The sequence below is a fragment of the Brevundimonas sp. KH_058 genome, from assembly GCF_057838505.1.
In genome coordinates this window covers 2,883,202-2,908,598 of sequence record NZ_CM174469.1, presented here as the reverse complement: position 1 = coordinate 2,908,598, position 25,397 = coordinate 2,883,202, and the positions used below count along the sequence as shown (strand labels likewise).

24 protein-coding genes and 1 tRNA gene are annotated in these 25,397 nt (G+C 65.9%); 9 read left to right on the top strand and 16 right to left on the bottom strand.

The features are described 5' to 3' along the window. Positions 1-67: 67 nt before the first annotated feature. From rpoZ to folK, 3 genes are all read right to left on the bottom strand, one after another. Positions 68-427, bottom strand: a complete 360-nt coding sequence (gene rpoZ, locus AC3ISA_RS14395) for a DNA-directed RNA polymerase subunit omega (protein ID WP_159851259.1) — start codon at positions 425-427, stop codon at positions 68-70. A gap of 84 nt (positions 428-511) precedes the next feature. Further along, on the bottom strand, positions 512-949 hold the full coding sequence (locus tag AC3ISA_RS14390; protein WP_489178409.1) for a cupin domain-containing protein: 438 nt from the start codon (positions 947-949) through the stop codon (positions 512-514). Positions 950-996: 47 nt separating this feature from the next. Beyond that, positions 997-1,578, bottom strand: a complete 582-nt coding sequence (gene folK, locus AC3ISA_RS14385; RefSeq protein ID WP_489178408.1) for a 2-amino-4-hydroxy-6-hydroxymethyldihydropteridine diphosphokinase — start codon at positions 1,576-1,578, stop codon at positions 997-999. Between folK and AC3ISA_RS14380 the strand changes: the two genes are divergently transcribed. Next, positions 1,577-2,113: a LabA-like NYN domain-containing protein gene (locus AC3ISA_RS14380; protein WP_489178407.1), complete on the top strand. Its 537-nt coding sequence runs from the start codon at positions 1,577-1,579 to the stop codon at positions 2,111-2,113. The two genes, folK and AC3ISA_RS14380, sit on opposite strands and share 2 nt — an antisense overlap. Then, on the top strand, positions 2,113-2,748 hold the full coding sequence (locus AC3ISA_RS14375; protein ID WP_489178406.1) for a uracil-DNA glycosylase: 636 nt from the start codon (positions 2,113-2,115) through the stop codon (positions 2,746-2,748). Before AC3ISA_RS14380 ends, AC3ISA_RS14375 begins: the two co-directional genes overlap by 1 nt. Positions 2,749-2,751: 3 nt before the next feature. Here AC3ISA_RS14375 and smpB read toward each other — a convergent pair whose 3' ends face one another. Then, positions 2,752-3,225, bottom strand: a complete 474-nt coding sequence (gene smpB, locus AC3ISA_RS14370) for an SsrA-binding protein SmpB (protein WP_159851251.1) — start codon at positions 3,223-3,225, stop codon at positions 2,752-2,754. Then, a complete protein-coding gene (gene dapA, locus AC3ISA_RS14365; RefSeq protein ID WP_489178405.1) occupies positions 3,225-4,109 on the bottom strand; it encodes a 4-hydroxy-tetrahydrodipicolinate synthase in 885 nt (294 codons plus the stop codon). The genes smpB and dapA overlap by 1 nt, the downstream gene beginning before the upstream one ends. Before the next feature lie 125 nt (positions 4,110-4,234). On the opposite strand from dapA, the gene AC3ISA_RS14360 reads away from it, so the two are divergent. After that, positions 4,235-6,295 (top strand): lytic transglycosylase domain-containing protein, encoded by a 2,061-nt coding sequence (locus AC3ISA_RS14360; protein WP_489178404.1) that lies wholly within the window; start codon positions 4,235-4,237, stop codon positions 6,293-6,295. On the opposite strand, the gene AC3ISA_RS14355 is transcribed toward AC3ISA_RS14360, so the two are convergent. The 4 genes from AC3ISA_RS14355 to AC3ISA_RS14340 are packed head-to-tail and all read right to left on the bottom strand — an operon-like array spanning position 6,289 to position 9,459. Continuing rightward, positions 6,289-7,044 carry an ABC transporter ATP-binding protein gene (locus AC3ISA_RS14355; protein WP_489178403.1) on the bottom strand — a complete coding sequence of 252 codons (756 nt, stop codon included), beginning with the start codon at positions 7,042-7,044 and terminating at the stop codon, positions 6,289-6,291. The two genes, AC3ISA_RS14360 and AC3ISA_RS14355, sit on opposite strands and share 7 nt — an antisense overlap. Then, positions 7,041-8,030, bottom strand: coding sequence for a FecCD family ABC transporter permease (locus tag AC3ISA_RS14350; RefSeq protein WP_489178402.1), 990 nt, complete (start codon positions 8,028-8,030; stop codon positions 7,041-7,043). The genes AC3ISA_RS14355 and AC3ISA_RS14350 overlap by 4 nt, the downstream gene beginning before the upstream one ends. Then, the gene (locus tag AC3ISA_RS14345; protein ID WP_489178401.1) at positions 8,027-8,833 is read right to left on the bottom strand and encodes an ABC transporter substrate-binding protein; all 807 of its coding nucleotides are present in this window, start codon (positions 8,831-8,833) and stop codon (positions 8,027-8,029) included. The genes AC3ISA_RS14350 and AC3ISA_RS14345 overlap by 4 nt, the downstream gene beginning before the upstream one ends. Then, on the bottom strand, positions 8,830-9,459 hold the full coding sequence (locus AC3ISA_RS14340) for a TetR/AcrR family transcriptional regulator (protein WP_489178400.1): 630 nt from the start codon (positions 9,457-9,459) through the stop codon (positions 8,830-8,832). Before AC3ISA_RS14340 ends, AC3ISA_RS14345 begins: the two co-directional genes overlap by 4 nt. A 177-nt stretch (positions 9,460-9,636) precedes the next feature. Here AC3ISA_RS14340 and AC3ISA_RS14335 point away from each other — a divergent pair, with 177 nt between their 5' ends. The 3 genes from AC3ISA_RS14335 to AC3ISA_RS14325 are packed head-to-tail and all read left to right on the top strand — an operon-like array spanning position 9,637 to position 12,704. Continuing rightward, entirely contained in the window at positions 9,637-10,980 is a 1,344-nt protein-coding gene (locus AC3ISA_RS14335) for a glycosyltransferase (RefSeq protein WP_489178399.1), read from the top strand. An 18-nt stretch (positions 10,981-10,998) separates the two neighbouring features. Further along, positions 10,999-11,910, top strand: a complete 912-nt coding sequence (locus AC3ISA_RS14330; RefSeq protein ID WP_489178398.1) for an RsmD family RNA methyltransferase — start codon at positions 10,999-11,001, stop codon at positions 11,908-11,910. Continuing rightward, positions 11,907-12,704, top strand: coding sequence for a TrmH family RNA methyltransferase (locus tag AC3ISA_RS14325; protein ID WP_489178397.1), 798 nt, complete (start codon positions 11,907-11,909; stop codon positions 12,702-12,704). Before AC3ISA_RS14330 ends, AC3ISA_RS14325 begins: the two co-directional genes overlap by 4 nt. Here the strand turns inward: AC3ISA_RS14325 and AC3ISA_RS14320 are convergent. Continuing rightward, the gene (locus AC3ISA_RS14320) at positions 12,701-13,981 is read right to left on the bottom strand and encodes an MFS transporter (RefSeq protein ID WP_489178396.1); all 1,281 of its coding nucleotides are present in this window, start codon (positions 13,979-13,981) and stop codon (positions 12,701-12,703) included. The two genes, AC3ISA_RS14325 and AC3ISA_RS14320, sit on opposite strands and share 4 nt — an antisense overlap. Positions 13,982-14,038: 57 nt before the next feature. Next, positions 14,039-16,465 (bottom strand): ATP-dependent helicase HrpB, encoded by a 2,427-nt coding sequence (hrpB, locus tag AC3ISA_RS14315; protein WP_489178395.1) that lies wholly within the window; start codon positions 16,463-16,465, stop codon positions 14,039-14,041. Positions 16,466-16,610: 145 nt separating this feature from the next. Between hrpB and AC3ISA_RS14310 the strand changes: the two genes are divergently transcribed. After that, on the top strand, positions 16,611-18,185 hold the full coding sequence (locus AC3ISA_RS14310) for an amino acid permease (protein ID WP_489178394.1): 1,575 nt from the start codon (positions 16,611-16,613) through the stop codon (positions 18,183-18,185). Between the two features lie 123 nt (positions 18,186-18,308). Here the strand turns inward: AC3ISA_RS14310 and AC3ISA_RS14305 are convergent. From AC3ISA_RS14305 to AC3ISA_RS14290, 4 genes are all read right to left on the bottom strand, one after another. Next, positions 18,309-18,393 (bottom strand) — tRNA-Leu (locus AC3ISA_RS14305). Positions 18,394-18,442: 49 nt separating this feature from the next. Further along, positions 18,443-18,805, bottom strand: a complete 363-nt coding sequence (locus AC3ISA_RS14300) for a hypothetical protein (RefSeq protein WP_372691951.1) — start codon at positions 18,803-18,805, stop codon at positions 18,443-18,445. 69 nt (positions 18,806-18,874) lie between these two features. Next, positions 18,875-19,390, bottom strand: coding sequence for a Dps family protein (locus AC3ISA_RS14295; protein WP_489178393.1), 516 nt, complete (start codon positions 19,388-19,390; stop codon positions 18,875-18,877). 264 nt (positions 19,391-19,654) lie between these two features. Then, the gene (locus tag AC3ISA_RS14290; RefSeq protein WP_489178392.1) at positions 19,655-20,485 is read right to left on the bottom strand and encodes a hypothetical protein; all 831 of its coding nucleotides are present in this window, start codon (positions 20,483-20,485) and stop codon (positions 19,655-19,657) included. A 102-nt stretch (positions 20,486-20,587) separates the two neighbouring features. Between AC3ISA_RS14290 and AC3ISA_RS14285 the strand changes: the two genes are divergently transcribed. Then, complete coding sequence (locus AC3ISA_RS14285; RefSeq protein ID WP_489178391.1) at positions 20,588-23,008, top strand: DNA-directed RNA polymerase; 2,421 nt, start codon at positions 20,588-20,590, stop codon at positions 23,006-23,008. Between the two features lie 55 nt (positions 23,009-23,063). On the opposite strand, the gene AC3ISA_RS14280 is transcribed toward AC3ISA_RS14285, so the two are convergent. Further along, the gene (locus tag AC3ISA_RS14280) at positions 23,064-23,351 is read right to left on the bottom strand and encodes a hypothetical protein (RefSeq protein ID WP_489178390.1); all 288 of its coding nucleotides are present in this window, start codon (positions 23,349-23,351) and stop codon (positions 23,064-23,066) included. Between the two features lie 529 nt (positions 23,352-23,880). Between AC3ISA_RS14280 and AC3ISA_RS14275 the strand changes: the two genes are divergently transcribed. Beyond that, positions 23,881-25,389 carry a portal protein gene (locus AC3ISA_RS14275; RefSeq protein ID WP_489178389.1) on the top strand — a complete coding sequence of 503 codons (1,509 nt, stop codon included), beginning with the start codon at positions 23,881-23,883 and terminating at the stop codon, positions 25,387-25,389. Positions 25,390-25,397 lie beyond the last annotated feature (8 nt).

Genomic DNA, 25,397 nt, shown 5'->3' with positions numbered 1-25,397 from the left:
TGGGGCGCCGGCGGAACCGTTTCGGTCCGCGCCGGCAGGATAGTGACGCCAGGGGCTCCCTCGGGCGTCAGTACCGCTCCTCCTGACCGCCGTCGCGGTCGCTTTGCAGGGCGCGGATCAGTTCCGCCTCGGCCATGTTCATGTGCTGCGGCGCGGCCAGCAGGGCGACCGTTTCCGCTTCGTCCTCGGCTTCCGTACGCTCATCGACGCGTTGCAGCGTGGTGATGATGGTCTCGCGCAGTTCGTCCGGCACGACGGTGTCGTCGGCGATCTCACGCAGAGCCACGACGGGGTTCTTGTCGTTGTCGCGGTCGATCGTCAGGGCGGAGCCGTTGGCGATGCTGCGGGCGCGGTGGCCGGCAATCAGCACCAGACCAAAGCGGTTCGGAACCTTCTCGATGCAGTCTTCGACGGTGACGCGGGCCATGAAATTCCTCGAACGCGGGGGAGAACCGCGTCAAATACAGATGGGGACTGACTTTTGCAACGCCACAGGGGCGAAAGTGCGGCGTCAGTCGGTTCGACGCGCCAGAGGATAGGCGATGATCAGCACCAGATCGTCCTCACCCACCTGTTGGATGCCGACATTGCCGCCGTCATACAGATAGGCCGTATCGCCGGCCTTCATCCGGGTCGTGACACCGTCCGTGGTCACGTCCCCCTCTCCGCTGACGACATGATAGACCTCGTCGTGGGCGATGACATGCAGACCGATGGAAGATCCCGGATGCATGACGCGCTTCCTGAACTCCATCGACCGGTTCGGGGCCACGCCCGAGATTCGGTAGGCAGTACTCATCCCCGTGCCGTTGTGCGGCGGCGACTGGCGAACCATCGTATCCGCCTCATGGATCACCAGGCCGACGCCGGCTGGCGGTGAGGCGGGCGCAGGATGCGATTCCTGCATCGCTCCGGCAGTGAGCAGGACGGTCAGCGAAAGAATGAGCATCAAATGTCTCCCGGTGTCAGGGCCGAGATCAGCTCACGAACGATCGACTACTTCAAGGGATGGGCGTCGCGACCGACCGACGCGGTCTCCACCAGTTCGCTCGCCGTCCCGCCCTGCGTCGGATGCCGCCAGAGCGGCGCGATCTCGACGATAGGCCCCATGACGAACCGTCGCTCGGCTGCGCGGGGATGGGGCAGGATCAGCCCGTCCAGATCGCCGCTCAGCCGCCCATAGGCGACCAGGTCCAGATCCAGCGTCCGCGGCGCATTGCGAACTGACCGCTCGCGACCGAAGGCGTCCTCGATCCGTCCCAGCGCAGCCATCAGTTCGTGCGGATCATGGTCGGTGCGCACCATCACGACACCATTCAGAAAGGGCGGGTCCTGCGGATCGGGCCACGCCAGGGACGACCACCACGACGACCTCGCCACGACATCGATCCCCTCGCATCGAAATCGCGCCAGCGCCGCTTCCAGCGCTTCGCGGCATGAGGACCATGCCCCCTTGTCATTGCAGCCCAGCGCCACGATGACTGCATCATTCAGGTCTAACCCGTCATCGATTCCGACATCGAAGCCGAGCGTGGCCGCGCAGTCCGATTTTTCATCTCTTTCGACGGCATCGACCATGTTTCATTCCACCGACCGGCTGGCGATCTTTATCGACGGGTCAAATCTTTATTCCGCCGCGCGCGCCTTGCAGCACGACATGGACTTTCGGCGGATGCTGGACTGGTTCCGCGAGAAATCGATCCTGACACGGGCATATTACTACACGGCCGTGGTCGAGGGCGAAGAATTCTCGCCGGTGAAGCCCCTGGTGGACTGGCTGGACTACAACGGCTTTTCGGTCGTTACCAAGCCGGTGAAGCGTTTTACCGACGGCCAGGGCCACAGCCGGATCAAAGGCAATATGGACATCGAGATCGCGGTGGACATGCTGGAGATGGCTCCACACCTGGACCACGCGGTGCTGTTCTCCGGCGATGGCGACTTCCGACGGGTGGTGCAGGCGGTTCAGGCGAAGGGCGTACGCGTCACCGTCATCTCGACCCAGAAGACCCAGCCGCCGCACATCGCCGACGAACTGCGCCGTCAGGCCGACGCCTTCCTCGATCTGAACGATCTGATGGCCGAGTTCGGCCGTCCGAAGGGGCCCCAGTGATGCTGACGCCCGAGCCGCCCCGCGACTGCCCGTTATGCCCGCGTCTGGTCGCCTATCGCCAGGAGAATGCGCGCCAGAACCCCGACTGGTGGAACGGTCCCGCCGCCTCGTTCGGCGATCCGAACGCGCGCCTGCTGATCGCGGGCCTCGCGCCCGGCCGCACCGGCGCGAACCGCACCGGCCGTCCCTTCACGGGCGATCATGCCGGCTGGCTGCTGTACGACACCCTCAAGAAGACGGGCTTCGCGCATGGCCATTACGACCCGAACGGCGAGGACGACCTGACGCTAACGGACTGCATGATCACCAATGCCGTCCGCTGCGCCCCGCCCGGTAACAAGCCTCTGCCGATCGAGGAGACCACCTGCAGGCCGTTCCTTATCGACCGGCTGGCTCTGCTGCCCAATCTGAAGGTGATCGTGACCCTGGGCGACGTGTCGCGCCGCAATATCCTCAAGGCGTTCGGTCGTGCCGCTTCGGCGATGCCGGCCGGTCACGGCGCCCAGGGCGAGGCCGGCGGCTATGTGATCCTGAACAGCTATCACTGCTCGCGGCTGAACACGAACACCGGCCGCCTGACGCCTCAGATGTTCGAGGATATTTTCGACCGAGTCCGCACCCTGATCGACGCCTGAGCCTCAGCCCTTGTCGCGCATCAGCCGGGCCTTGTCGCGCTGCCAGTCGCGTTCGGCCGACGCCTCGCGCTTGTCATGCAGCTTCTTGCCCTTGGCCAAGGCGATCTCCAGCTTCGCCTTGCCTGCGTCATTCAGATAGAGCTTCAGCGGAATGATCGTCTGGCCGTCGCGCTGAACGGCGCCGATCAGCCGGTCGATCTGCTTGCGATGCAGCAGCAGTTTCCGCGGCCGACGCGGCTCGTGGTTGAAGCGATTGGCCTGTTTGTACGGCGGGATGTCGGCGTTGATCAGGACGATCTCACGCCCCTCCACCGCCGCATAGCTTTCAGCGATATTGGCCCGCCCGTCGCGCAGAGCCTTGATCTCGGTGCCCAGCAACTGGATCCCCGCCTCGATATTCTCCTCAAGGAAATAGTCGAACCTGGCGCGGCGGTTCTCGGCGATGACCTTGGATTTGGACTGGGGTTGCGGCGCCATCAGCCGACGCCCGCATCCGCCATGGCGCGGTCGATGATCGGCTTGACCGCTTCCGACGTCGGCGACAGCGGCAGGCGCGCCTCCTCGCTGCACAGGCCCAACCGAGCCAAAGCATATTTGGTCGGCGCCGGCGAGTTGTCGAGGAACAGCGCCTTGCACAGGCCGATCAGCCGGTCCTGCCAGTCGCGAGCGGTGGCGTAATCGCCCGCCGCGGCCGCATTGTGCAGGGCGACCATGGCTTCGGGCGCGACATTGGACGCCACGGAGATCAGCCCGACCCCGCCGGTGGCGTGATAACCCAGATAGCTCGGGTCATCGCCCGAGATCAGGTCGAACTGGCCGCCGATATTGGTCCGCATCCAGCTGACCCGGCTCATGTCGCCGGTGGCGTCCTTGATGCCGACGATGTTCGGATGGGCCGCCAGCCGCGCCACCGTCTCATTAGACAGGTCGGCCCCGGTGCGCCCCGGCACGTTGTAAAGCAGGATCGGCAGTTGGACCGCGTCCGCGATGGCCTCGAAATGAGCCGCCATGCCCGCCTGCGACGGACGGATATAATAGGGGGTGACGATCAATGCCCCGTCCGCACCCACCGTCTTGGCGTGGCCGGTCAGATCGATGGCTTCTTTCGTATAGGGCGATCCCGTGCCGGCGATGACAGCGACGCGCCCTGCCGTCAGCCGCACGCACAGTTCGATCACGTGCTTTTGCTCGTCCAGGTCCATGCTGGCGCCCTCGCCCGTCGTGCCCATCGGCACGACGCCATGGACCCCTGCGGCGATCTGGCGCTCCAGCAATTTGGCGAATGCGGCTTCGTCCACGTTTCCGTCACGAAGTGGTGTGATCAGGGCGGTGATCACGCCCTTGAACAAGGGGGCGGTCATGAGACTAAACTTGGCCTGCGTGGGGAGGGACGATGGACGGATGTTCATCGCCTTTGCAATGAGCGCGGGACGTTAGGTCGCCAGCGGCTTCGCCGCAACCGGATTGAATGAGAACAGGACAGATCATGATAGCGACCAGTCTGGCGGCGGCCCTCGCCGTTCTTGCGCCGACCCCGCAGGACGCCCTGCCCTCCCAGCCTGTTCCCTACGCCTCGGCGTCGTCGTCCGTGCCCGGCTATTCCGCCACCTATCAGGGCCGGGTGCTGAACGATCAGGACACAGCTCTGTTTCGCCAGGGTCTGGCGGCGGCGCGCGCCCGCGACGTCTTCGGCGCCCAGTCCGCCATGTCCCAGATCAGGGACGCCTCGGCGCGCAAACTGGTCGAATGGGCGCTGATCGACACCTCGGGCGAGCAGCTGTCATACGCTGACCTGGCGCGTGGTCAGAACGATCTGGCGAACTGGCCGCGCGGCGAATCACGTCGCGCCGCCGCCGAAAAGGTGCTGGACCGTTCCGGCATGGGCGCCGATGCGGCCCTGTCCCTGATGTCCGACGGCAAGCCCACGACGGTCGAAGGGGCCATCGCCTATGCCTCGGCTCTGGAGCAACGCGGTCGCCAGGACGAGGCCCGCGCCCTGGTCCGAGACTGGTGGCGCACCCGCTCGTTCGACGACGCGCCCCAGTCGCGCATCCTCGGCCAGTGGGGATCCTGGCTGACGCCCGCCGATCACGAGGCGCGGCTGAACATGCTGCTGCTTGGCCCGCACGGTCCGGCGACGCGCAGCATGGTCAATCTGGTGTCGCCCGACCGCGCCGCCATCGCCAACACGGTCATGACATTGCGTTCGGCCTACAGCCCCGACGCCGTCATCGCCAATCTGACGTCTGCCCAGGCGGCCGATCCCGCCGTCGTTCTTGAACGCGTCCGCCTCCTGCGGTCGCAGAACCGCCAGTCCGAGGGTTTCGCTCTGCTGGCCAATCTGCCGCCTGCACCCGCCCACACGGCCGGCGACAACACGCTGTGGAGCGAGCGTCGCAACTACTTCCTCGACGCCCTGCAGCAAGGCAACTGGCGCGCCGCCTATGACGCCATGAACGGCCACGGCTTCACCTCGGGCGACCGGATGGTGGATGCCGAGTTCTTCGCCGGCTGGGTCGCCCTGACCAAGCTGAACCAACCCGAGGTCGCCGCTCGCCACTTTGAGGCCCTGCGCACCGCCTCCTCCACCCCGATCACGCAGGGCCGCGCCTATTACTGGCTGGGTCGGGCCGCCGAGGCGCGCGGCGAGCGCGACGCCGCTCTCGCCTATTATCGCAATGGCGCCCAGCACTGGCAGACCTTCTATGGTCAGCTGGCGGCCGAGAAGGCGGGCATCACCACGCTGCAATTGCCGGGCGAACCCGTACCTTCGCAGTCGGACATCGCCCGCTTCGAAAGCAATGAGATCGTCCGCGCCACGCGCATCCTGGGCGAGACGGGCGAAACCAGCCTGCTGCGCGTCTTCGCCTATCAGCTCGACAACGATTTGCCGACGATCAACGACCTGGCCCTGCTGATGGACCTGTCACGCGGCTATGGCGAAGGCTTCACCGCCATGATGGTCGGTCGCGCCGCCAGCCAGCGCGGCTTCGTCATGCCCGAGCGCATGTATCCCATCCGCGTCCCGCCCCAGGTCGCCGGCGCCGCGCCGCTGGAGTTCACCCAGGCCATCACCCGCCAGGAATCCAGCTTCGACCCGCGCGCTCGTTCTGGCGCCGATGCACGCGGCATGATGCAATTCCTGCCGTCCACCGCCTCGGGCGTGGCTCGTCGCCTGGGCATGAGCTATTCGGCCGAACAGCTCTGGGATCCCGACTACAACATGACGCTGGGCAGCTATCACCTGGGTGAGCTGATGGCGTCCAACAACGGCTCCATGCTGCTGGCGACGGTGGGCTACAACGCCGGCCCGGTGCGTCCGAGCCAGTGGATCGCCCGCTGCGGCGACCCGCGCGGCGATGCGGTCAAGACCATCGACTTCATCGAGTGCGCGCCCTTCACGGAGACGCGCAACTATATGATGCGGGTGATGGAAAACATGGCCGTCTACAAGGCGCGCCTTAACGGCGGCACGGCGCCGCTGACGCCGTCGGCCGACATCGCACGCGGCTCGGCGGCCGGTGCGCGACCCTATATCGCCTACTGAGCCCGGTGGGCCGCCAGCAGCGGTCCGTTCGGTCCCTCGATCCAGCCGCCGTCCAACCCGAATACCTGACGAAGGACGGTGGGCGCCAGCGCCTCCATGGGCACGGCGTCGGCGACCACTCGGCCCTGGTCCAGCACCACGACGCGGTCCGCCACCGTGGCCGCCAAAGTCAGGTCGTGAAGGCTGACCAGAACCCCTGCCCCGCCGTCGGCGCGCGCCCTCAGCCGTTCCAGCACCAGCCGCTGAGCATCCGGGTCCAGCCCAGCGATCGGCTCGTCGGCCAGCAGCAGCGGCGTATCGACCACCAGGGCTCGCGCCAGCAGAACGCGCGCCCGCTCACCCCCCGACATCTCCGCCACGCCGCGATCCGCCAGATGACCAGCGCCGACCTCGTCCAGCGCCGCCTTAGCCCGCGCCAAGGCTTCCGCACCTGACAGAAACGGCGCGCCCAGGGCCGCTACCTCGACCGCCGGCAGGTTCCAGGCGATCCGCCGTTCCTGCGGCAGATAGGCCGCTCGTTCCGCCCGCTGACGATGGGACAGGTCTGTGATCTGCGTCCCGCCCAGCCTGACCTCACCGCCGGTGGTCGCCAGCAGGCCGACGGCCGCACGAATGGCGCTGCTCTTGCCCGCCCCGTTCGGCCCGCACAGGGCGACGATCTCGCCGGCCGAAACCGACAGATCGACCCCATCCAGAACCACAGCCTTGCCGAGCCGCGCCTGAACCTTCTCCAGCGACAAAAGGCTCACAGCCGCCACTCCCGCGCCGCCCGCCAGGCGATCAGGGCAAACAGCGGCGCTCCGATCAGGGCCGTGAACACACCCAGCTTCAGCTCCTGATCCGTCGGCGTCAGCCGCGCCAGCAGGTCCGCGACGACCAACATCAACCCGCCCGCCAGCGCCGAGGGCGCCAATATCCGCTTCGCGTCACCCCGCACCGCCGTCCGCACCAGATGCGGCGCGGCCAGCCCCACGAAGCCGATGACACCCGCTACCGCGACCGCCGCCCCGGTCGCCACTGCCGCAGCGATCAGGGCGAACAATCGAATTCGCCCCATGTTCAGTCCTGACGTCGCCGCCCCCTCGTCGCCCAAGGTCAGCATTCGCAGGCCCGATCCCGACAGACCGGCGAACACCGCCGCGACGATCACCGCAGGCGTCACCCAGGCCACATCAACCCAGCTTCGGTTCTGCACCGATCCTAGCAGCCACGACATAACCTCCGCCGAGGCGATCGGCGACGGCGACAGGTTGAAGATCAAGGCGGTCGCCGCGCCCGCGAAACTGGACAGCGCCACCCCGAACAGGATCAGCGCCTCGGGCGCCCGCATGGCCTTGGACGCCGCGATCAACAGCCCCCCAGCCAGCGCCGCGCCCGCCAGCGCCGAAACCTCGACCAGGCCCGGCACGGCCGCAGCGCCCAGCACGATGGCCAACGCCGCGCCCAGGGCCGCCGTCGCCGAAACCCCGAGCACGCCCGGATCGGCCAGCGGATTGCGCAACAGTCCCTGCATGACCGCGCCCGCGAGTCCAAGGGCCGCGCCTACGACCAGGGCGCAGACCGCGCGCGGCGCCCGCACCTGCCACAGCACTTCAGCCGGCCCAGACGTCGGATCGCCAAACGCAGCTGCATACTGCGCCCCGCTGAACGCCGTCTCGCCCGCCAGGATCGCCAACGCCAGTGCCGCCACGATCAGCAGGCCCAGGATCAGGCACAGTCGCACCGTCCCGGTCACGGCCGCCCCTCAGCCATCATCGCCACCGCATCGGCCGCGAACCACGCCGGACAGGTCAGGCTGGCCGCCGGCAACCGCGCCGCCGTCCGTCCCTCGGCCGCACGGCGAACGACCGGATGACGGCCGGGGCCGCGCAGATCGGCCCGCAACTGATCGAAGAAGCCCAGAATGAACCGCGCCGGCGGGTTCAGGGCGATCTGCTCCACGCTGACGGCGCCGAAGCCGGGGGCCGTGGTCAGATTGCGAAATCCCGCCGCGCGCATCATCGCATCCATCAGCGTGCCCGGCCCGGAGGTGAAGCCCCCCGAGGTCAGATAGACCGCACCCGGCGCCTCCGTCGTCTGGCCATCCGGCGCCGCCCGCGCCAGCTTGGCGTCCATCCGCTGCTCCAGCCGGCGTCCCCGCTCGACCTCGCCCAGATCGCGCGCCGCCGTGCGGATGTTCTGGCGAATGCCCTCCAGATCGACGGCGTCATTGATGGTGATCACCTTGACCCCGCGCTGTTCCAGCGCCGTCAGCAGTCGGGGCTCACCGCCCCAGTAGCGGACCACCACATCCGGCCTGAAACCCACCGCCGCCTCCAGCGTGGGCCGCAACCGCTTGTGTCCTGCCGCCTCGTGCCGCAACCAAGCGTCGGGATCGTCGGCGCGGGGCGACAGCGCCAGTTCCGCATCCGGTGCAAGCGCCAGAACATATTGATCCGCACACTGATCGAGCGCCATTACCCGCAACGGTTTTGCCTGAGCCACGCCTGCGCCGGCGATCAAGATCAGGGCCGTGAACGCCCCAAGACTGCGCTTCATGGTCGAGGCAAACCGGCGAACAGGGCGTCCAGCATCGTGTCAACCAAGGTCTGACGATCCGCCCACGGAAAATACGGCTTGGTGATCATCAACGACACCACCCCGTGCGCCGTCGCCCATATGGCCTGGGCTAAGACGCTGGGATCGCCTTTCAGGTCGCCGGCCGTCACCGCGTCAGCCACCGTCGCTTCCAGCGTCGTGAACAGACCGCCGCCCAGTTCGCGCGCCATATCTTGGGCGCCCTCGCGCGCCTCGACCGGCCGCGTCAGATAGATCAGGCGATAGGCGTTGGGATGGGCGAAACCGAAATCGACGTAGCCTTCGATCATCCGACGCAACCGGCGTATCGGCGGGGCATCCTCGTCCGCCACAGCCGCATTGGCCGCGATCAGGCGCGAAAAGGCGTCGCGGCAGATCTCCTGCAGGATCGCGCCCTTGTCGGGGAAATGCATGTAGAGCGCCGTGGACGACAGGCCAACCTCGTCCGCGATCTTGCGAATCGTCGCGCCCTCATAGCCGTGCTCGACGAAGATGCGCTCCGCCGCCGTCAGGATTTCGCCGCGTCGCGAATGGCCTTCGCCCTTGGGCTTTCGGGTCGTGCGCGAAGAGTTCGAAACGTCAGACAAGCGGCTGCTCCGGGTAAGGCGCCTTGAATAGCGACAATCCGTCCCAGACGCCAACCAGCTTGCCGAACGCGGTTGTTTCAAATAGCGATTAACGGTTGTGGAGATGCGGGGTGCGGCGACATGGAGGTCTGGACACATCCGGGGATCACGCCTCGCAGGAATGGCGCCGCGCGCCGCATGCCCAGCGGTTTTCAGATCACGGCGATGATCTTGCTGGCCTTGGGCTCCGCTGCCGCCCTGGTCCGCTGGCCTCAAGCCGCCTTCCTGGCGCTGCTTGTTCTGTTCCAGGCCGCCTTCGTCGTCTCGGCGATCTGGAAGACCGTCGTCGCGATCGCCAGCCTGCGCCGACCAAAGCCCTGCGCTCGACCTATCGTATGGCCACGCTACACCATCTTGGCGGCGCTGCATGACGAGGCGGCGGTGACGCCGCAACTGATCGCAAACCTGGCCCGCATCGACTATCCGCCCGATCGGATCGAAGCCTTCATCGTCCTGGAGACGCACGACCACGCCACACTCGCCGTTGCACAGGCCACGCCGCGCCCGTTCTGGATCAAGATTGTGGTCGTCCCGCCCGGCTCGCCCCTGACCAAGCCCCGCGCGCTGAACCACGCGCTGAGGCAGGCCACAGGCGATCTGGTCACCATCTACGACGCCGAAGACCGACCGCATCCGCAACAGCTACGCCAGGCGGCGGCGCGTTTCGTCGCCCAGCCTCGGCTGGGATGCCTCCAGGCGCCGCTGCGCATCCGCCCCTCGGGTCGGCCCGGCTCCGCCTTCCTGGATCGACAGTTCGCCTTCGAATACGCTGCCTTGTTTGACGTGACGCTGCCGGGCATGGCGCGGCTGGGCCTGCCCTTCCCTTTGGGCGGCACCAGCAACCACATCCGAATGACCGCCCTGCGCGCCGCCGGCGGCTGGGACGCGCATAATGTGACCGAGGACGCCGACCTCGGCTTTCGGCTGTGGTCGCTGGGCTGGAAGCTGGACGTCATCGACTGCCCGACCTGGGAGACCCCGCCCGGCGCTTTGGACCGTTGGCTACCTCAGCGGACCCGGTGGCTGAAGGGCTATATGCAGACCTGGGGCGTCCACACCCGACGACCGCTCGGCCTGGGTCGACGCGGCCTGCTGTCGCTGGTCATGACGCTGGGCGCGGGCATCCTTTCGGCCGCGGCCCATGCCCCCACCCTTGCCTGGCTGGCTTCGGCGCTGATGGTCGGGCTTCATGCGGGGATCGCGCCGGCGACGCCTGTGGGTTCGCTGGGCGTCCTGGCCCTGGGCGTAATTGCCGCCTGGATGGGTTGCGCCGTCGGCGCCAAGCGCGCGGGACTGGACTATCGTCTCGGCGACATGTTGGCCGCCCCCGCCTATTGGTCTCTGCTCAGCCTGGCCTTCGTCCACGCCGCCTGGCGCCTGGTCGTCGAGCCTCACGTCTGGGACAAGACCCCGCACGACAGCGAAGTCCATGCGCCGGAATTGACCGTCGTGGCGCAGGAGTCTGGACGCGAGGCCGCCTGAGCGCCTATCAGCCCGACGATGGCGCCCGTCCTTTCAAGAACTCCCGAAACGCTCGTGACCTCCGGCTGGTCCGACTACGCCCTGCTGGACTCCGGCGACGGCAAGAAGCTGGAACGCTACGGCCGCTACACCGTGGTCCGGCCCGAGCCGCAATGTTTCTGGTCGCCGCGCGATCCGGCGGCCTTCGAAAACGCCACAGCGACTTTCGACCCCCAGCAGGAAGAGGAAGATAGCGGCCGCTGGAAGTTCGACCAACACGGCCCCATCGACGCCTTCCCTCTGAAATGGCGCGACGTGAAGTTCACCGGCCGCTTTACCCCCTTCCGCCACCTGGCCTTCTTCCCTGAACAGGCCGCGAACTGGGAATGGCTGGACAATCGCGTGCGCGACTTCGAGCGCACAGCCGGCCGGGCGCCGAAGATCCTGAACCTCTTCGGCTACACCGGCGTCGCCAGCCTGGCCGCCGCCGCAGCCGGCGCCGAGGTCACTCACGTCGACGCCTCCAAGAAGTCGGTCGCCTACGCCCGCGAGAACGCCGAACAGTCGGGCCTGGCCCAGCATCCGATCCGCTGGATCGTCGAGGACGCCCGCAAATACGTCGCGCGTGAGGTACGACGCGGATCGAAATACGACGGCATCATTCTGGACCCGCCCAAATACGGCCGCGGCCCGACCGGCGAAGTCTGGCGCCTGTTCGAGGACATGCCCGCCCTGTTGAAGGACTGCGCCGCCCTTCTGGGCGACGACGCCGACTTCCTGCTGCTGAACGCCTATGCAGCGCGGGTGTCGGGCCTGTCGCTGGCGCATTTGATGGTCGAGGCCACGCAGGATCGCGGCGGACGCATCGATTGGGGCGAACTGGCCCTGTCCGAAGACGGCCCGGAGGCCCGCGCCATCGGCCTGTCCTTCTTTGCGCGGTGGAGCAAATGACCGAACGCGTCATCACCTCCCTGACCAACGACACGGTCAAGGGCGTCCGCGCCCTGCATATGCGCAAGGAACGCGATCTGACCGGGACCTTCCTGGCCGAGGGTCTGAAGTTCATCGGCGAGGCGCTGGACCAAGGCCGCGCACCCAGAATGCTGCTGGTCGGCGAGGACGCCCGCCCCCACCCCCTGCTGGACCGCGCCAAGGCCGAGACGACCAGGGCCGGCGGCGACATCGTCGTCGTCACCCACGCCATTCTCGAAAAGATCAGCCGGCGCGACAATCCGCAGACCGTGCTGGGCGTGTTCGAACAGGCCTATGCCCCTCTGGACAGCCTGAACCCCGCCTCCGCCCCCTGCTGGGTCGCGCTGGAGCAGGTGCGTGACCCCGGAAACCTGGGCACCATCATCCGCACGGCGGACGCGGCTGGTTGCGGCGGCGTGATCCTGATCGGCGACTGCGTCGATCCCTATTCGGTCGAGGCGGTTCGGGCCACCATGGGGTCGGTCTTCGCCGTCTCGATTACAAAGACCACGCCCGAGGCCTTCCTGGCTTGGCGTCAGACCTGGCCCGGCAGCGTGGTCGGCACCCGACTGGACGCCAAGGTCAGTCACCGCTCGGCGGTGATGAAACAGCCGTCGCTGATCCTGATGGGCAATGAACAGGCCGGCCTGACCGATGATTTGGCCGCCGCCTGTGACATCAACGTCAAAATCCCGATGCGCGGCCGCGCCGACAGCCTGAACCTGGCCATCGCCACAGGCATCATGGTCTATGCGGCGACCGACGAGGCCTAATGCTTCTCTTCGGGCGCCACACGCCCCATGCCCCACAGGGCGACGATGGTGACCAGGGCCGAAATAACCAGATAGCCGCCCACGGCCCCCGGCCCGAACCGCTCCGCCAGCTTCAGCGCGATATAGGGCGCCAGCGACGCCCCCAGAATGCCCGCCAGATTGAAGGCCATCGACGCGCCGGTATAGCGTACCGCTGTCGGGAACGGCCGCGCCATGGCCGCGCCGATGGGGCCATAGGTGCAGCCCATCAGGGCGAACCCCAGCGCAAAGAAGATCAGCAAGCCGGTCAGCCCGCCTCCGAACAGAGACGCGAACAAAAAGCCGAACAGGCCGATCCCCACCGACGACCAGATCAGCACCTTAACCTGACCGTATCGGTCGGCCAGCAGCGCCGTCACCGGAATGCAGGCGGCGAAGAACAGCACGCCGATCAACTGGATCGGCAGGACGTCGGCCCGCGCCAGCCCCATCCCCGTCGTCGCCCACCCCAGGGCGAAGACCGTCATCAGATAGAACAGGGTGAAGGTCGTCACCCCGCTGAATGTCCCCAGCACCAGCGCCGCCTTGTGATGGGCGAACAGTGTCACGGCCGGCGCCTTGACCCGCTCGTCGCGATCCACAGCCTTCTGGAACTCGGGGGTCTCGGAGATCTTCAGCCGCACCCACAGGCCGACGAACACCAGTATGGCGCTGGCCAGGAACGGGATACGCCAGCCCCAGGCCTCGAATGCGCTCTCGCTCATGGTCGAGGTCAGGATGATGAAGGAGGTCGTCGACAGGATGAAGCCGATGGGCGCGCCAAGCTGCGGGAACATGCCGAACCAGGCCTTCTTTCCCGGCGGCGCATTCTCGGTCGCCAGCAGAACCGCCCCGCCCCATTCACCGCCCAGGCCCAAACCCTGGCCGAACCGGCACAAGGCGAGCAGCAGGGGCGCTAGCAGACCGACCTGCTGGTGCGTCGGCAACAGGCCGATGGCCACGGTCGACAGGCCCATGGTCATCAGGGCCACGACCAACGTCGCCTTGCGCCCGACCCGGTCCCCGAAATGCCCGAACGCCAGGGCGCCGATGGGCCGCGCGAAGAAGGCGATGGAGAAGGTGGCGAACGACGACAACAGGGCCGTGCCCGGATCTTCGCCGGGGAAGAACAAGGCCGGAAACACCAGAACGGCGGCGGTGGCATAGATGTAGAAGTCGAAGAACTCGATCGTCGTGCCGATCAGGCTGGCGAACAGCACGCGACCGGTGGAGTTCTTCGGCAGGACGGCGTCGGACATCGTAGGCTCCCAGTTGCCCTCAGCGATGCCCGTTTCCCTGCCGCCGCGTCAAGGCGATCAGGTCCCGCGCGGCTTCACCCGGTTCGTCGGTTGCGCCTCGGCCGGGTTCTCGGGCCAGGGGTGACGTGGATAGCGCCCCCGCATCTCGGCCCGCACCGCCGCCCAGGAACCGGCCCAGAAGCGCGGCAAGTCCTTCGTCACCTGCACGGGCCGTCGCGCCGGCGACAGCAGGGCCAGGGTCAACGGCACGCCACCGACGGTCGGATGCGTCTTCACGCCGAACAGTTCCTGCACGCGAATGTCGACGCGCGGCCCGCCCTCGGCGCCGTAATCGATGGCCGCCGACCCCAGCGGCGTTACCAGACGCGTGGGCGCCAGGTCGTCCAGCCGTCGCTGCAAATCCCATGGGATCAAGCCGCGCAAGGCTTCGGCCAGCCGGACATCTCCGATCGCCTCCAGCGACTTGGCCCCTTCCAGCAAGGGCCACAGCCAGTCCTCGCGCGCCGCCAGCAAGGCGGCGTCCGAAACATCGGGCCAGGCTGGGTCGCGATCATGCAGAAAGGCCAGCCGCGCGCGCAGGCCAGACGCCTGCTCGCCCCATTTCAGCGCGCCTAGCCCCTCCGCCTCGACTTCGGCCCGCAGGGCGGCGGCCAGCATCTTCGCATCCGGCGCGCCGACGATCTTTTCGTCCAGCACGATAGCCCCGATGCGCCGCGACCGTCGGATGACCGAACGCCCCGACGGCTCGCGCACCAGCCGATCCTCGACCGAGATCAGCCGCGCCAGGTCGGTCTCGATCCGATCTTCATCTAGCGCCGCCGCCAGTCGCACCCGGTCGCGCGCATCGCCGCCGCCCAGGTCCGCCACCGCAAGCCAGGGTTCGCGAACCAAGTGGTCGGTCGCCTCCAGCACGGCCCCTCGCCCGCTGGCCAACAAAAGCTCGCCCGCCTTGCCTCGCGCCTTGGCGATCCGCTCGGGGAAGGCTTCGGCCAGCAGCAGGCCCGGATCGATCGTCCGACCCGATCCGCCGCCTGCCGCGCGCGCCCAACGATCCGCCAGCTTCATCGCGTCGCGCGCTCTTTGTGACCGATCCCGCTCCAGCCCGATCAGCCGATCCGCCAGATCCACGCCCGATCCGCCCAAGCCCGGCTCGCTCAGCACCGCCGCGATCCGCGCGCCCATCATCGCATCGCCCCCGTCCGACGCCACGGCCACCATATGGGCCAGCCGCGGCGATAACGGGATCCGCGTCAGCCGCAGCCCATGTTTCGACAGCCCCCCGTCCGCATCCAGCGCCCCCAGTCGCATCAGCACCTTGCGCGCTTCGGCCATGGCCCCGGCCGGCGGCGGGTCCAGCAGGGCCAGCCCATCGACCGACCGCGCGCCCCATCGCGCCAGATCCAGCGCCAGGCCGGTCAGGTCCGCCTCCTGGATTTCCGGGCGCTGATGCGGGACCAGACCGCGCGTCTGTTCCTCGTCCCACAGGCGATAGCAGACGCCCGGCTCGGTGCGTCCGGCGCGGCCGCGTCTTTGTTCGGCCGAGGAGCGACTGACTTTGACCGTCGCCAGCCGGGTCAGGCCACTGGACGGCTCGAAGCGCGGAACCCGCGACAGGCCGCCGTCGATCACCACCCGCACGCCCTCGATGGTCAGGCTGGTCTCCGCGACCGATGTCGCCAGCACCAGCTTGCGCCGTCCCGGCGTCGCCGGTTCGATGGCCCGGTCCTGCTCGGCCCGGTCCAGCCCGCCATACAGCGGCGCGACATCGACATTGGGCAGTCGCAGCCGGTCGTTCACGATCCGCGCGACCCGGTGGATCTCGCCCTGCCCCGGCAGGAAGACCAGCATCGACCCCGTCTGCTCGCCCAGCGCCGTCAGACAGGCCCGCGCCACGGCCTCTTCGAACCGTTCGGACGGATTGCGGCCCAGATACCGAGTCTCGACCGGCCAGGCCCGCCCCTCGGCCTCGATCACCGGCGCACCGTCAAGCAGTCGCGACACCCCCACGACGTCCAGCGTCGCCGACATGACCAGCAGACGCAGATCCTCACGCAGCAGGCCTTGCGTCTCGCGCGCCAGGGCCAGCCCCAGATCCGCGTCCAGGCTGCGTTCGTGAAACTCGTCGAACAGGACCGCGCCCACGCCGTCCAGACCCGGATCGTCCAGAATCATGCGCGTGAAGACGCCCTCGGTGATCACCTCGATCCGCGTCCTCGGCCCGATGCGGCTCTGCAACCGGGTGCGATACCCCACGGTCTCACCCGCCTGTTCGCCTAGCGTTTTCGCCATCCGGTCGGCTGCAGCCCGTGCGGCCAGGCGTCGCGGCTCCAGCACCAGAACCTTGCCCTCCAGCCACGGCTGATCCAGCAGCGCCAGAGGCACGACCGTCGTCTTTCCGGCCCCCGGAGGCGCGGCCAACACCGCCGTATTGCCGCTCGCAAGGGCGGCTTTCAGCGGTTCCAGAACGGCGTGGATGGGCAGCATCCCTGGGCTCTAGCCTGCTGCGGGGCGATCACGAAAGCGTCGTCACGTCTTAACCCCCTCGTCATGCGCGTTGCGCGCCGCTTCATCCGTCGCTAGCGTCCGCGCCAAGCAGCCGAGGGGCTGCATCAAACCGTGGGGGTATTTTATGTGGCGCGTTAAGTCGCTCGACGCGATCCTTGCCACGGCCGAGAAGAAATCACTTCATCGGTCGCTTGGTCCTATTCAACTGACGCTTCTGGGGATCGGGGCCATCATCGGCACCGGGATCTTCGTCCTGACGGCTGCGGCTTCGCAAAAAGCCGGCCCGGGCATGATGGTCAGCTTCGTCATCGCCGGCGCCGTCTGCGCCGTCGCGGCGCTCTGTTATTCCGAACTGGCGGCCATGGCCCCGGTCTCGGGCTCTGCCTACACCTATACCTACGCCGTGATGGGCGAACTGCTGGCCTGGACGGTCGGCTGGGCGCTGATCCTGGAATATGCCGTCGCCGCCGCCGCCGTGTCGGTTGGCTGGTCTGGCTATGTCCTGGGGCTGATAGAACAGGGGCTGGGGTTCAACTTCCCTGACCTTCTGTCCGCCGGACCGACCTGGGCCATGAACGGCTTCATCCCCACGCCCGACTTCTCGGCGGGGATCGTCAACATCCCGGCCATCGTCGTGGCCCTGCTGGTCACCGGCCTGCTGATGCTTGGGACCACGGAATCGGCGCGCGTCAACGCCGTTCTGGTGCTTATCAAGGTCGCCGCCCTGACCGTCTTCATCGTCATCACCCTGCCGGTGATCAAGACGGCCAACCTGTCGCCCTTCTCGCCCAACGGCATGTTCGGCGCGTCTTCGGGCATGGGAATCGTCGGCGCCGCCGCTTCGATCTTCTTCGCCTATGTCGGCTTTGACGCGGTCTCGACGGCGGCCGAAGAGACCAAGAACCCGCAACGCAACGTGCCGATCGGCCTGATCGGCTCTCTCGCCATCTGCACCGTCTTCTATCTGCTGGTCGCCCTGGGTGCAGCTGGCGCCATCGGCGCTCAGCCGGTGCTCGGCGCGGCCGGCGAAGCCGTCCAACCCGGCTCGCCCGCCTTCGTCGCCGCCTGCGCCTTGCCGTCCAACAGCGAGATGCTGGTCTGTTCCAACGAGGCCCTCGCCCACGTCCTGCGCGTGATCGGCCATCCGCAGATCGGCAACGCCCTGGGCACCGCCGCCCTGCTGGCCCTGCCCTCGGTCATCCTCATGATGATCTATGGTCAGACCCGCATCTTCTTCGTGATGGCGCGCGACGGCCTGCTCCCGGAAGGCCTGACCAAGATCCACCCCAAGTGGAAGACGCCCTATATCGTGACGGCCTGCACCGGCGTCGCGGTGGCTATCGCCGGCGCTCTATTCCCGGTCGGCAAACTGGCGGACATCTCGAACTCCGGTACGCTGTTCGCCTTCTTCATGGTGTCGCTGGCCGTGCTGATCCTTCGGGTCAAGGAGCCGAACCGTAAACGTCCGTTCCGCACGCCGCTGATCTGGGTGTTCGCGCCCTTGTCCGCCCTGGGTTGCGCCTTCCTGTTCTGGAACCTGCCGCACGACGCCAAGATGGTGCTGCCGATCTGGGGCGGCATCGGCCTGGTGATCTACTTCCTGTATGGCTATCGCAAGAGCCACCTGGGTCGTGGCCTGATCGAGGTTCATGAAACGGACAGCGACGCACCGCCGCCGCCCGTCCCGCCGATACGCTAAGCGAAAGTTCTGGGGCCTATTGCGCAGGTGCGATAGCCCCGGAACACGGCCTCAAGCAGCCCGAAGGGCGGTAGGCCCAACAATAAAGAAAAGGCCCCGGATCGCTCCGGGGCCTTTTTGCTTTGGTGCGGATGAGAGGACTCGAACCTCCACGCCTCTCGGCGCTAGAACCTAAATCTAGTGCGTCTACCAGTTCCGCCACATCCGCATGGGCAGGCCGTGGCCTCTAGAGGGTGACGGCGGTCAGGGCAAGAGGCTCAGCGGCGTCCGGCGACCAGTTCGTTGCGAATGGACCGCCCCAGCGGATCGCGCGCCAGCCAGGTATCGCCGATATCGGCCACGATCATCCGGCTGCAGAAGCGCGGCAGGATCTGACGCGGGCTGAAGCCGCTCAGGCAGATCTTGTCTCCCTCGGCCGACCAGCGCGCGCTCAGCCGCCGCCCGTCAGAGAACTGCGACGTATAGCGCCCGTCCGGCTCGAAATAATGCCTGACCCACTGTCCGTTCGGATAGTGGGAGACGATCGTGTTTCCAAACGCTTTGGACATGTCCGCCGACGCAGGCGAGGCCGCAAGGGCGCTGGCCATCGCCAATCCGCAGATCACCGCTCCCTGCTTCACACGCCTCTCCTGCGCCGTCTGCGAATGGACTATCGATGATACATAAGACGGCGCGAGCGCTGCGGTTCCTCAGCCGTTGCCGCGCCGTCCCGATTCGAACAGGAACCAGACGCGCTTCTCGCTCTCGTCGATCCAGTTCTCCAGCAGGCTGGCGGTGGCGATGTCGTTATGTTCGTCGCACAGATCGTGAACCTCGCGCATTCGGCCGATCAGTTCGCCGGTGTCATCGCGAAGCTCGGCCAGCATGTCGAGCGGATCGACATAGTCGGCGTCATTGTCCAACACGCGCGACTCCCTGGCGATCTGACCGATGGAACGCAGCGTCGTGCCCCCGATCTTGCGCGCGCGCTCGGCCATTGGATCGGTCATGGCCAGGATTTCGGCCGACTGCTCGTCCAGCAGCAGATGATAGTCTCGGAAATGCGGCCCCGACACGTGCCAGTGGAAGTTCTTGGTCTTGATGTAGAGGGCGAACGTATCGGCCAGCAGCGTGGTCAACGCGGCGGAAATATCGCGCGTCGCCTCCTCCGACAGGCTGGTCGGCGTCCTCAGCGGGGCCAGGCGTTTTTCACGGGCGGTGACCATCGTCGTTCTCCTCAGCAGCAGTCTGCAGTCAAGCTAGGCAGCCGGGCGTCCGAACGGAAGCCCTGGTGCAGATCATAATGCTGAAGCTGTGAAGTGGTTCGGCGGCGCCGACCTTTGTCGGCCGATGGCTGGGGAACTAGGATTTCCAGATTTTGCCCAAAACGCCTTTAAAAACAACGCTCGAACCGAAGTTGAGAGACGAAGTTTGTAGTGACCTTGTAGCGGATTTGATGGGGTGCGCAAGCGGTTCCCCAGCCATCTAATCTAGTTGGTGTGGGGCGGCGGAGGGGGTGAAGGCGGAGGTGGGATGCTCGGCCCTGCGGCCAACAAATCGTTCAACTCCCGAATGGCGGTGCGCCCACTCGCCCTGATCTGGCGTGCTTCTTTTGCGGTGAACTCCCGCGTCATACTGCTGGCTTCCGACCTATAGCGGTAGAGCTCGATCAGCAGCGTACCTAGAGTCGGCGACAAAATTCCGCGCCTTTCTAGCGTTCTGATTTTCACAGGGACGCTTCCGAAACCCGCTCCATGAGCCTGAGCTAACTGCCGAAGCGCGACGCCGACTTCGTCCCACACTGCCCGTACGTGGACGTTCGGGTTAAGCCCGTATGGGATCGCTGGGTCAGGAGACGCTTCTAGGAAGCGGCGCAGCGCTTCATGCTCCATCAACACCCATTTCGACCGGTCATTCCACCCTACCGGCGAAGCACCTTCGGGCGACGCGTCGGATGGAGCGGTCTCGGCCGGGGCAGTTGGAGCGTTATCCGTTGTAGCAACAACATCGGCAGTTTCAGCAGCGTCAGCGGCCTCCTCCGCCTTCTCCACCGCAGCCTCGACTTCCACCGCTTCGGTGATCACGGCCAATTTTGCCACATCCGTATCGACATCGACCCCGAATGCTTTCGCAGCTCTGATCCGGTCGATGAACCGACTGAGCGGCATGCGATATGAAATCATTCCAATCACGACCACGACTGGCCAAACCGCCACAGCGGTAAATCCAGTGATCGCCACGACTAGGGCGGTCCAGTCTGCGAGCGCGGTCGGTGCAACTGCTTCAGCCGGAGGCACATTCGTGATCGTATAAAGTGGCATAGCTGCCCTCCCCTGCTCGCCTCATGGCACGGGCTAGCGATTCAACCAACGGTGTTCAGTTGAGCTAACCCCTGAGATCAGCCCCATCCTGCTAAATAATGGATGAGGGAAGAGACATTTCGAGACCGCCTCCAACGCCAGATCGCGTTGGAGGAAGAGAGCCGCGCGCTGGGTTCCAGCCGCTACCGTAGCCGACGCCCATTGCCGTGGCGCAACGATCCCAGCGCCGCCGATGAGGAAGCCGATCTGCCACCGGGCAGACAGCTTCTCCGGCTCGCCCTCCAACCTACCGCAGAAGCGATCCGCGAGTTCACCGACCGCGTGAACGAAGGTGGCGGCGCCCGCACGCCAGAGGCTGCGTACCTGTTGTCGGAGATCGGCGCCGAAGAGGCCGCCTACCTGATCGGCCGCGTGATCCTCAGTGCCGTCGTCGAACAGAAGAAACTCACCGCCACCGCCATCGCGGTCGCCGACGCCATCATCGAACATATCCAGATGGCGAACCTCACGAAGGCGAACCGTCACGCCGCGAAAGGCGTCCTGCGAAATCAGCAGACCGGCGTCCGCAGCAGCAAGAAGCGCCGCGCGATCCAGAATATCTTCGAACGGTTGGGCGTGGATCGGACGTTCCCGTTGGCGACCCGCATCCGCACTGGCGTCAAAGCCATCGAGCTATTCTGCGACGCCACCGGCCTGTTCGTGATCGAGAGCCGGGGCTTGCAAACCAAATACGTCCGTCCGACTGAGGCGGTCCATCAATGGCTTGAGCAGCAGCACGCCCGCTGTGAACTCCTCGAACCGATCAACCTTCCGATGGTGATCCCGCCGCGTCGTTGGTCCAGCCCGTTCAAAGGCGGCTACGTCACCCGTCAGCCGGGCACCCGCTTGGTCAAACAGGCGAACGCCGCATACCACCAAGACCTCCGCCATCAGATGATGCCTGCGGTCTATGACGCGGTGAACGCGATCCAAGAGACGGCGTGGCGGATTAACACCCCGATCCTCAATGTCATTCGTGAAGTCTGGGATGGAGGCGGCGTGCTGGGCGATCTGCCCGCAAGAAATCCCGAGCCCCTGCCCGGCCGACCCCACAACTACGACACCGAAGAAACAGCCAAGGCCCGTTGGAAACGCGAGGCCGCCGATGTCCACGACCGCAACTCGAAGCTTGTGAGCAAGCGGCTGGCTGTGAGCCAGCGCCTATGGGTAGCGGCGAAGTTCGCTGACGAAGACGCGATCTACTTCCCGCACTCGCTGGATTTCCGTGGCCGCGTCTATCCCCTCGCGACTGGCGGGCCACATCCGCAAGGCGATGATCTCGCCAAGTCCCTGTTGGAATTCGCTGAAGGTCACCCGATCACGGACGCGGGCGCCCACTGGCTCGCCGTCCACCTCGCCAACCTGTTCGGCCACGACAAGATTAGCTTCGACGAGCGCGTTGATTGGGTCTTCGCCAATGAAGCCGCAATCCTCGACAGCGCCAATGATCCGCTCGACGGCCAGCGCTTCTGGGCCACCGCCGATAGCCCCTTCATGGCGCTCGCCGCATGCGTGGAATGGGCGGGATATGTGCGTGAAGGCGCCGATTTCATCAGCCATCTGCCGGTGGCGCTCGACGGTTCCAACTCAGGCCTTCAGCACTTCTCTGCCCTGCTCCGTGATCCCATCGGGGCCGCAGCGGTCAATCTCGAACCCAGCGAAAAGCCGCAGGACATCTATGCGGAAGTCGCCGCCCTCGTGCAGGCCGCCGTTGATCAATCCGCTGATCCCATCGCAGCGGTCTGGCGTGACAAGGTCAGCCGCAAAATGGCGAAGCGTCCGGTCATGACCTACGTCTACAGCGCCACGCGTTATGGCATGCACGACATGATCTTCCAGACGCTTCGCGAACTGGACGGCGCGGGCCAACCCTATCTCACCGGCGATAATTATGCCGCCTCCCTCTATCTGAGCACTGCGATGTGGGAGGGCCTGCAAAGCACCGTCGTGGCGGCGTCGAGCGCGATGGACTGGCTCCGCAGCGTGGCCCGTATCGTGACCTCCGCAGGCCTGCCCTTGCGATGGACTACACCCACTGGCCTGCCCGTCCTTCAGAGCTATTACAGCCGCAAGTCCGGGGCCGTGAACGTCACCCACCGGGGCAAGGTATTCAGGTTGCAAGTGAAGAACGAGACCAAGCGCCTCGACAGCCGCCGTCAGGCCAACGGCATCAGTCCAAATTTCATTCACGCCATGGACGCCAGCCATCTGATGAGCGTGGCGAACCGCTGCTACGACCGGGGCATCCGGGCGCTCGCCGTCGTCCATGACAGCTTCGGTGTCCACGCCGCTCGCGCCTTCGAACTCGGTACGATCCTGCGTGAGACCTTCGTCGAACTCTACCAGACGAACTGGCTTGAGGTGCTCAGGGACGAGATCGCCGAACAGCTACCCGAGGAGATCGCGGCGACCCTGCCCCCGGTCCCAGCGCTGGGAAGTTTCGACATCAACCGCGTCCTCACCTCCCAATATCTTTTCGCCTGATCACTGCATCAAACCAAATATTGCCGACTAGCACCTATTGAATATGTTTCCTCTCTCACTCATTCGCGGCTCCGTCCGCCAGCGCAGTCGGGTCAGCGTCCTTCGCGAACCGGCCTTCGCGCAACTCGCCCGTCTTCAAGACGTAGACCCGGCTGATCAGATCAGCGCGGCCTTTCTCGCCGCCACCGTCATGGCTGAAGCCGTGGGCCTCGACCCTTACGAGGAAGTCGCTCGTTCGAAGCGAATGATGGCCGACGCTGAGGCCCCTCATACGGTCCATGTGAAGGCGATCCGCGACTACGCCGTCAACGAGTTGCAGCGCGTATGAGCCGTCATCAGCCAACCGCACACGGCGCGAGGGACAAGTTCCCCACAAACATTCCAGACCTCCTGCGCCATCTCGACACCCTGTGTCCGGAGCCTCGGGTCCAAGCCGACCAACCTATCGAAAAAATCATGTTCGAGGCCGGACGCCGTGACCTCGTGCATCAACTCCGCCGAGAGTTTGAACGGTCAGTCCAGCGCCCCGACTCCATCTGAGGAGACGCGCCATCTGCATCGTCAAGAAACCTAAGGTCGTCACGCCATCGGCGACGGCCGACAAAGACCCTGCGATCCTTCGCAACCCGTGGCTTGATGGCCTCGACCCGATCATCCGCGCCCGACAGGGCGGGGTGAAGTCGCTGACGATCCGTCGCGGTGGATCGACCGCCAACACCACGCCGACGAACTCCGCCGCTCCGAGCAATCCCTTGGCGCCCGGTGGATCGTCCACGTCGCGTGACGCCCAACTCGGGCAAACGCTGAGCCAGCTTCCGGGAGCCCTTGGGTTGGCCGGAAGAGCCCTCACTTTGAAAGCACAAAAATAACGCATGAAGACCGCAGCAGCGCGTTTCAGCGCGCTGTCTTCTGCCCGCACGTCCGTTCTGGATAAGGCGCGCCAAGCTGCGCGACTGACCATCCCCGGCCTCGTTCCAGAGGCGGGCCAGAACGAACACTATACCCCGACACAGCCCTATCAGAGCGTCGGCGCCAACGGTTTGAGATCGCTGGCCGCCCGCCTGCACTCGACCCTCTTTCCTGTCTCGGTCCCCTTCTTCCGTTTGGAGTTGGACGGCTTCGCCGCAGCCGGTCTTCAGACCGACAAGGCCACGACCGACGCCCTCCTGTCGCAGGTCAGTGAGTCGACCGCCGCCCTCATGGAGGAGCGGAATGTCAGACCGATCATGGCGGAAGTGCTTCGCCAACTGATCGTGGCTGGGAATGTCGTCGTCCACTTCCCCCTCACCGGCATCCCCCGACTCTACCGGCTCGATCAGTTCGTGCTCAAACGCGACGCCTACGGCCAGTGGGTCGATATCGTCGTTCAGGAGAAGGTCTATCCCTCGACCCTATCGGACGAAATCCGCGCCCTGATTGCCGTGAAGGTAGATCCGGACAAACAGGAGCAACAAGTCGATCTCTACACCGTCGTTGAAAAGCGCGATGGCACTGTCACCCATTGGCAGGAGATAGACGGCAAACGCCTCCCCGGCACCGAAGGCCGCGCGCCCGAGGACAAGTCGGGATGGTTGGCCCCGCGTTGGCTCGCCGTTCCCGGTAGCGATTACGGACGCGGCCACGTCACCGAATACATGGGCGACCTGATGTCGCTCGAAGACCTCTACCAATCGACCGTGCAAATGGCGGCGCTCGCCAGCCGCACCGTCTTCATGGTGGACCCCAACTCTACCGCTGACATCGCCGAACTCGCCGGTGCTAGCTCGGGTGATTTCGTTCTAGGCCGTACCGATGATGTCGGCGCCATCGGCCTGAACAAGAGCCAAGACTTCGCCTTCGTGGTCACGGTCGCGGACAAGACCGAAGACCGGGTCAACCGCGCCTTCCTCGTCCAGAACTTCCGGAACGCAGAGCGTGTCACGGCTGAAGAAATCAGAGCCTCGTCGGAGGAGTTGGAAAACACTCTGGGCGGCACCTTCTCGGTGCTGGCAAACGAGCTTCAGAAGCCCATCGCAACCCGATACCTCTACATCGCGGGCCAGCAGAACCGCATCCCGCCCGTACCCGACGCGATCAAGCCCAAGATACTCACGGGTCTGGCTGCACTAGGCCGCGCTGCTGAGGTGAACCGTCTTCGGAACTTCATCTCCGACGCCACTGCCATGCTGTCGAACCCGACTGTCGCGCAGGAATTCAACATCACCAATCTGCTGACCCGCTTGGGCGTCGAACACGGCGTCCTTGGTCTGGATGCTCTTCTGAAAACGGATGAGCAAAAGGCGCAGGAACAGCAGCAAGCCATGATGGCGCAGGCCACCCAAGCGGCGGCTCCCGGCTTCATGGACGCGGCAATGAAAGCCGCATCAGACCAACCCTCATAAGGATTTGA

Excerpts from the sequence above, each read along its gene's own strand:
- AC3ISA_RS14310 (WP_489178394.1), top strand. The coding sequence starts at position 16,611 with ATGTGGCGCGTTAAGTCGCTCGACGCGATCCTTGCCACGGCCGAGAAG.
- AC3ISA_RS14330 (WP_489178398.1), top strand. The coding sequence starts at position 10,999 with ATGGCGCCCGTCCTTTCAAGAACTCCCGAAACGCTCGTGACCTCCGGC.
- AC3ISA_RS14295 (WP_489178393.1), bottom strand. The coding sequence starts at position 19,390 with ATGGTCACCGCCCGTGAAAAACGCCTGGCCCCGCTGAGGACGCCGACC.
- AC3ISA_RS14335 (WP_489178399.1), top strand. The coding sequence starts at position 9,637 with ATGCCCAGCGGTTTTCAGATCACGGCGATGATCTTGCTGGCCTTGGGC.
- hrpB (WP_489178395.1), bottom strand. The coding sequence starts at position 16,465 with ATGCTGCCCATCCACGCCGTTCTGGAACCGCTGAAAGCCGCCCTTGCG.
- AC3ISA_RS14360 (WP_489178404.1), top strand. The coding sequence starts at position 4,235 with ATGATAGCGACCAGTCTGGCGGCGGCCCTCGCCGTTCTTGCGCCGACC.
- AC3ISA_RS14325 (WP_489178397.1), top strand. The coding sequence starts at position 11,907 with ATGACCGAACGCGTCATCACCTCCCTGACCAACGACACGGTCAAGGGC.
- rpoZ (WP_159851259.1), bottom strand. The coding sequence starts at position 427 with ATGGCCCGCGTCACCGTCGAAGACTGCATCGAGAAGGTTCCGAACCGC.
- AC3ISA_RS14380 (WP_489178407.1), top strand. The coding sequence starts at position 1,577 with ATGTTTCATTCCACCGACCGGCTGGCGATCTTTATCGACGGGTCAAAT.
- AC3ISA_RS14375 (WP_489178406.1), top strand. The coding sequence starts at position 2,113 with ATGCTGACGCCCGAGCCGCCCCGCGACTGCCCGTTATGCCCGCGTCTG.
- AC3ISA_RS14320 (WP_489178396.1), bottom strand. The coding sequence starts at position 13,981 with ATGTCCGACGCCGTCCTGCCGAAGAACTCCACCGGTCGCGTGCTGTTC.
- AC3ISA_RS14345 (WP_489178401.1), bottom strand. The coding sequence starts at position 8,833 with ATGAAGCGCAGTCTTGGGGCGTTCACGGCCCTGATCTTGATCGCCGGC.
- AC3ISA_RS14285 (WP_489178391.1), top strand. The coding sequence starts at position 20,588 with ATGAGGGAAGAGACATTTCGAGACCGCCTCCAACGCCAGATCGCGTTG.
- folK (WP_489178408.1), bottom strand. The coding sequence starts at position 1,578 with ATGGTCGATGCCGTCGAAAGAGATGAAAAATCGGACTGCGCGGCCACG.
- AC3ISA_RS14275 (WP_489178389.1), top strand. The coding sequence starts at position 23,881 with ATGAAGACCGCAGCAGCGCGTTTCAGCGCGCTGTCTTCTGCCCGCACG.
- smpB (WP_159851251.1), bottom strand. The coding sequence starts at position 3,225 with ATGGCGCCGCAACCCCAGTCCAAATCCAAGGTCATCGCCGAGAACCGC.
- dapA (WP_489178405.1), bottom strand. The coding sequence starts at position 4,109 with ATGACCGCCCCCTTGTTCAAGGGCGTGATCACCGCCCTGATCACACCA.
- AC3ISA_RS14390 (WP_489178409.1), bottom strand. The coding sequence starts at position 949 with ATGCTCATTCTTTCGCTGACCGTCCTGCTCACTGCCGGAGCGATGCAG.
- AC3ISA_RS14290 (WP_489178392.1), bottom strand. The coding sequence starts at position 20,485 with ATGCCACTTTATACGATCACGAATGTGCCTCCGGCTGAAGCAGTTGCA.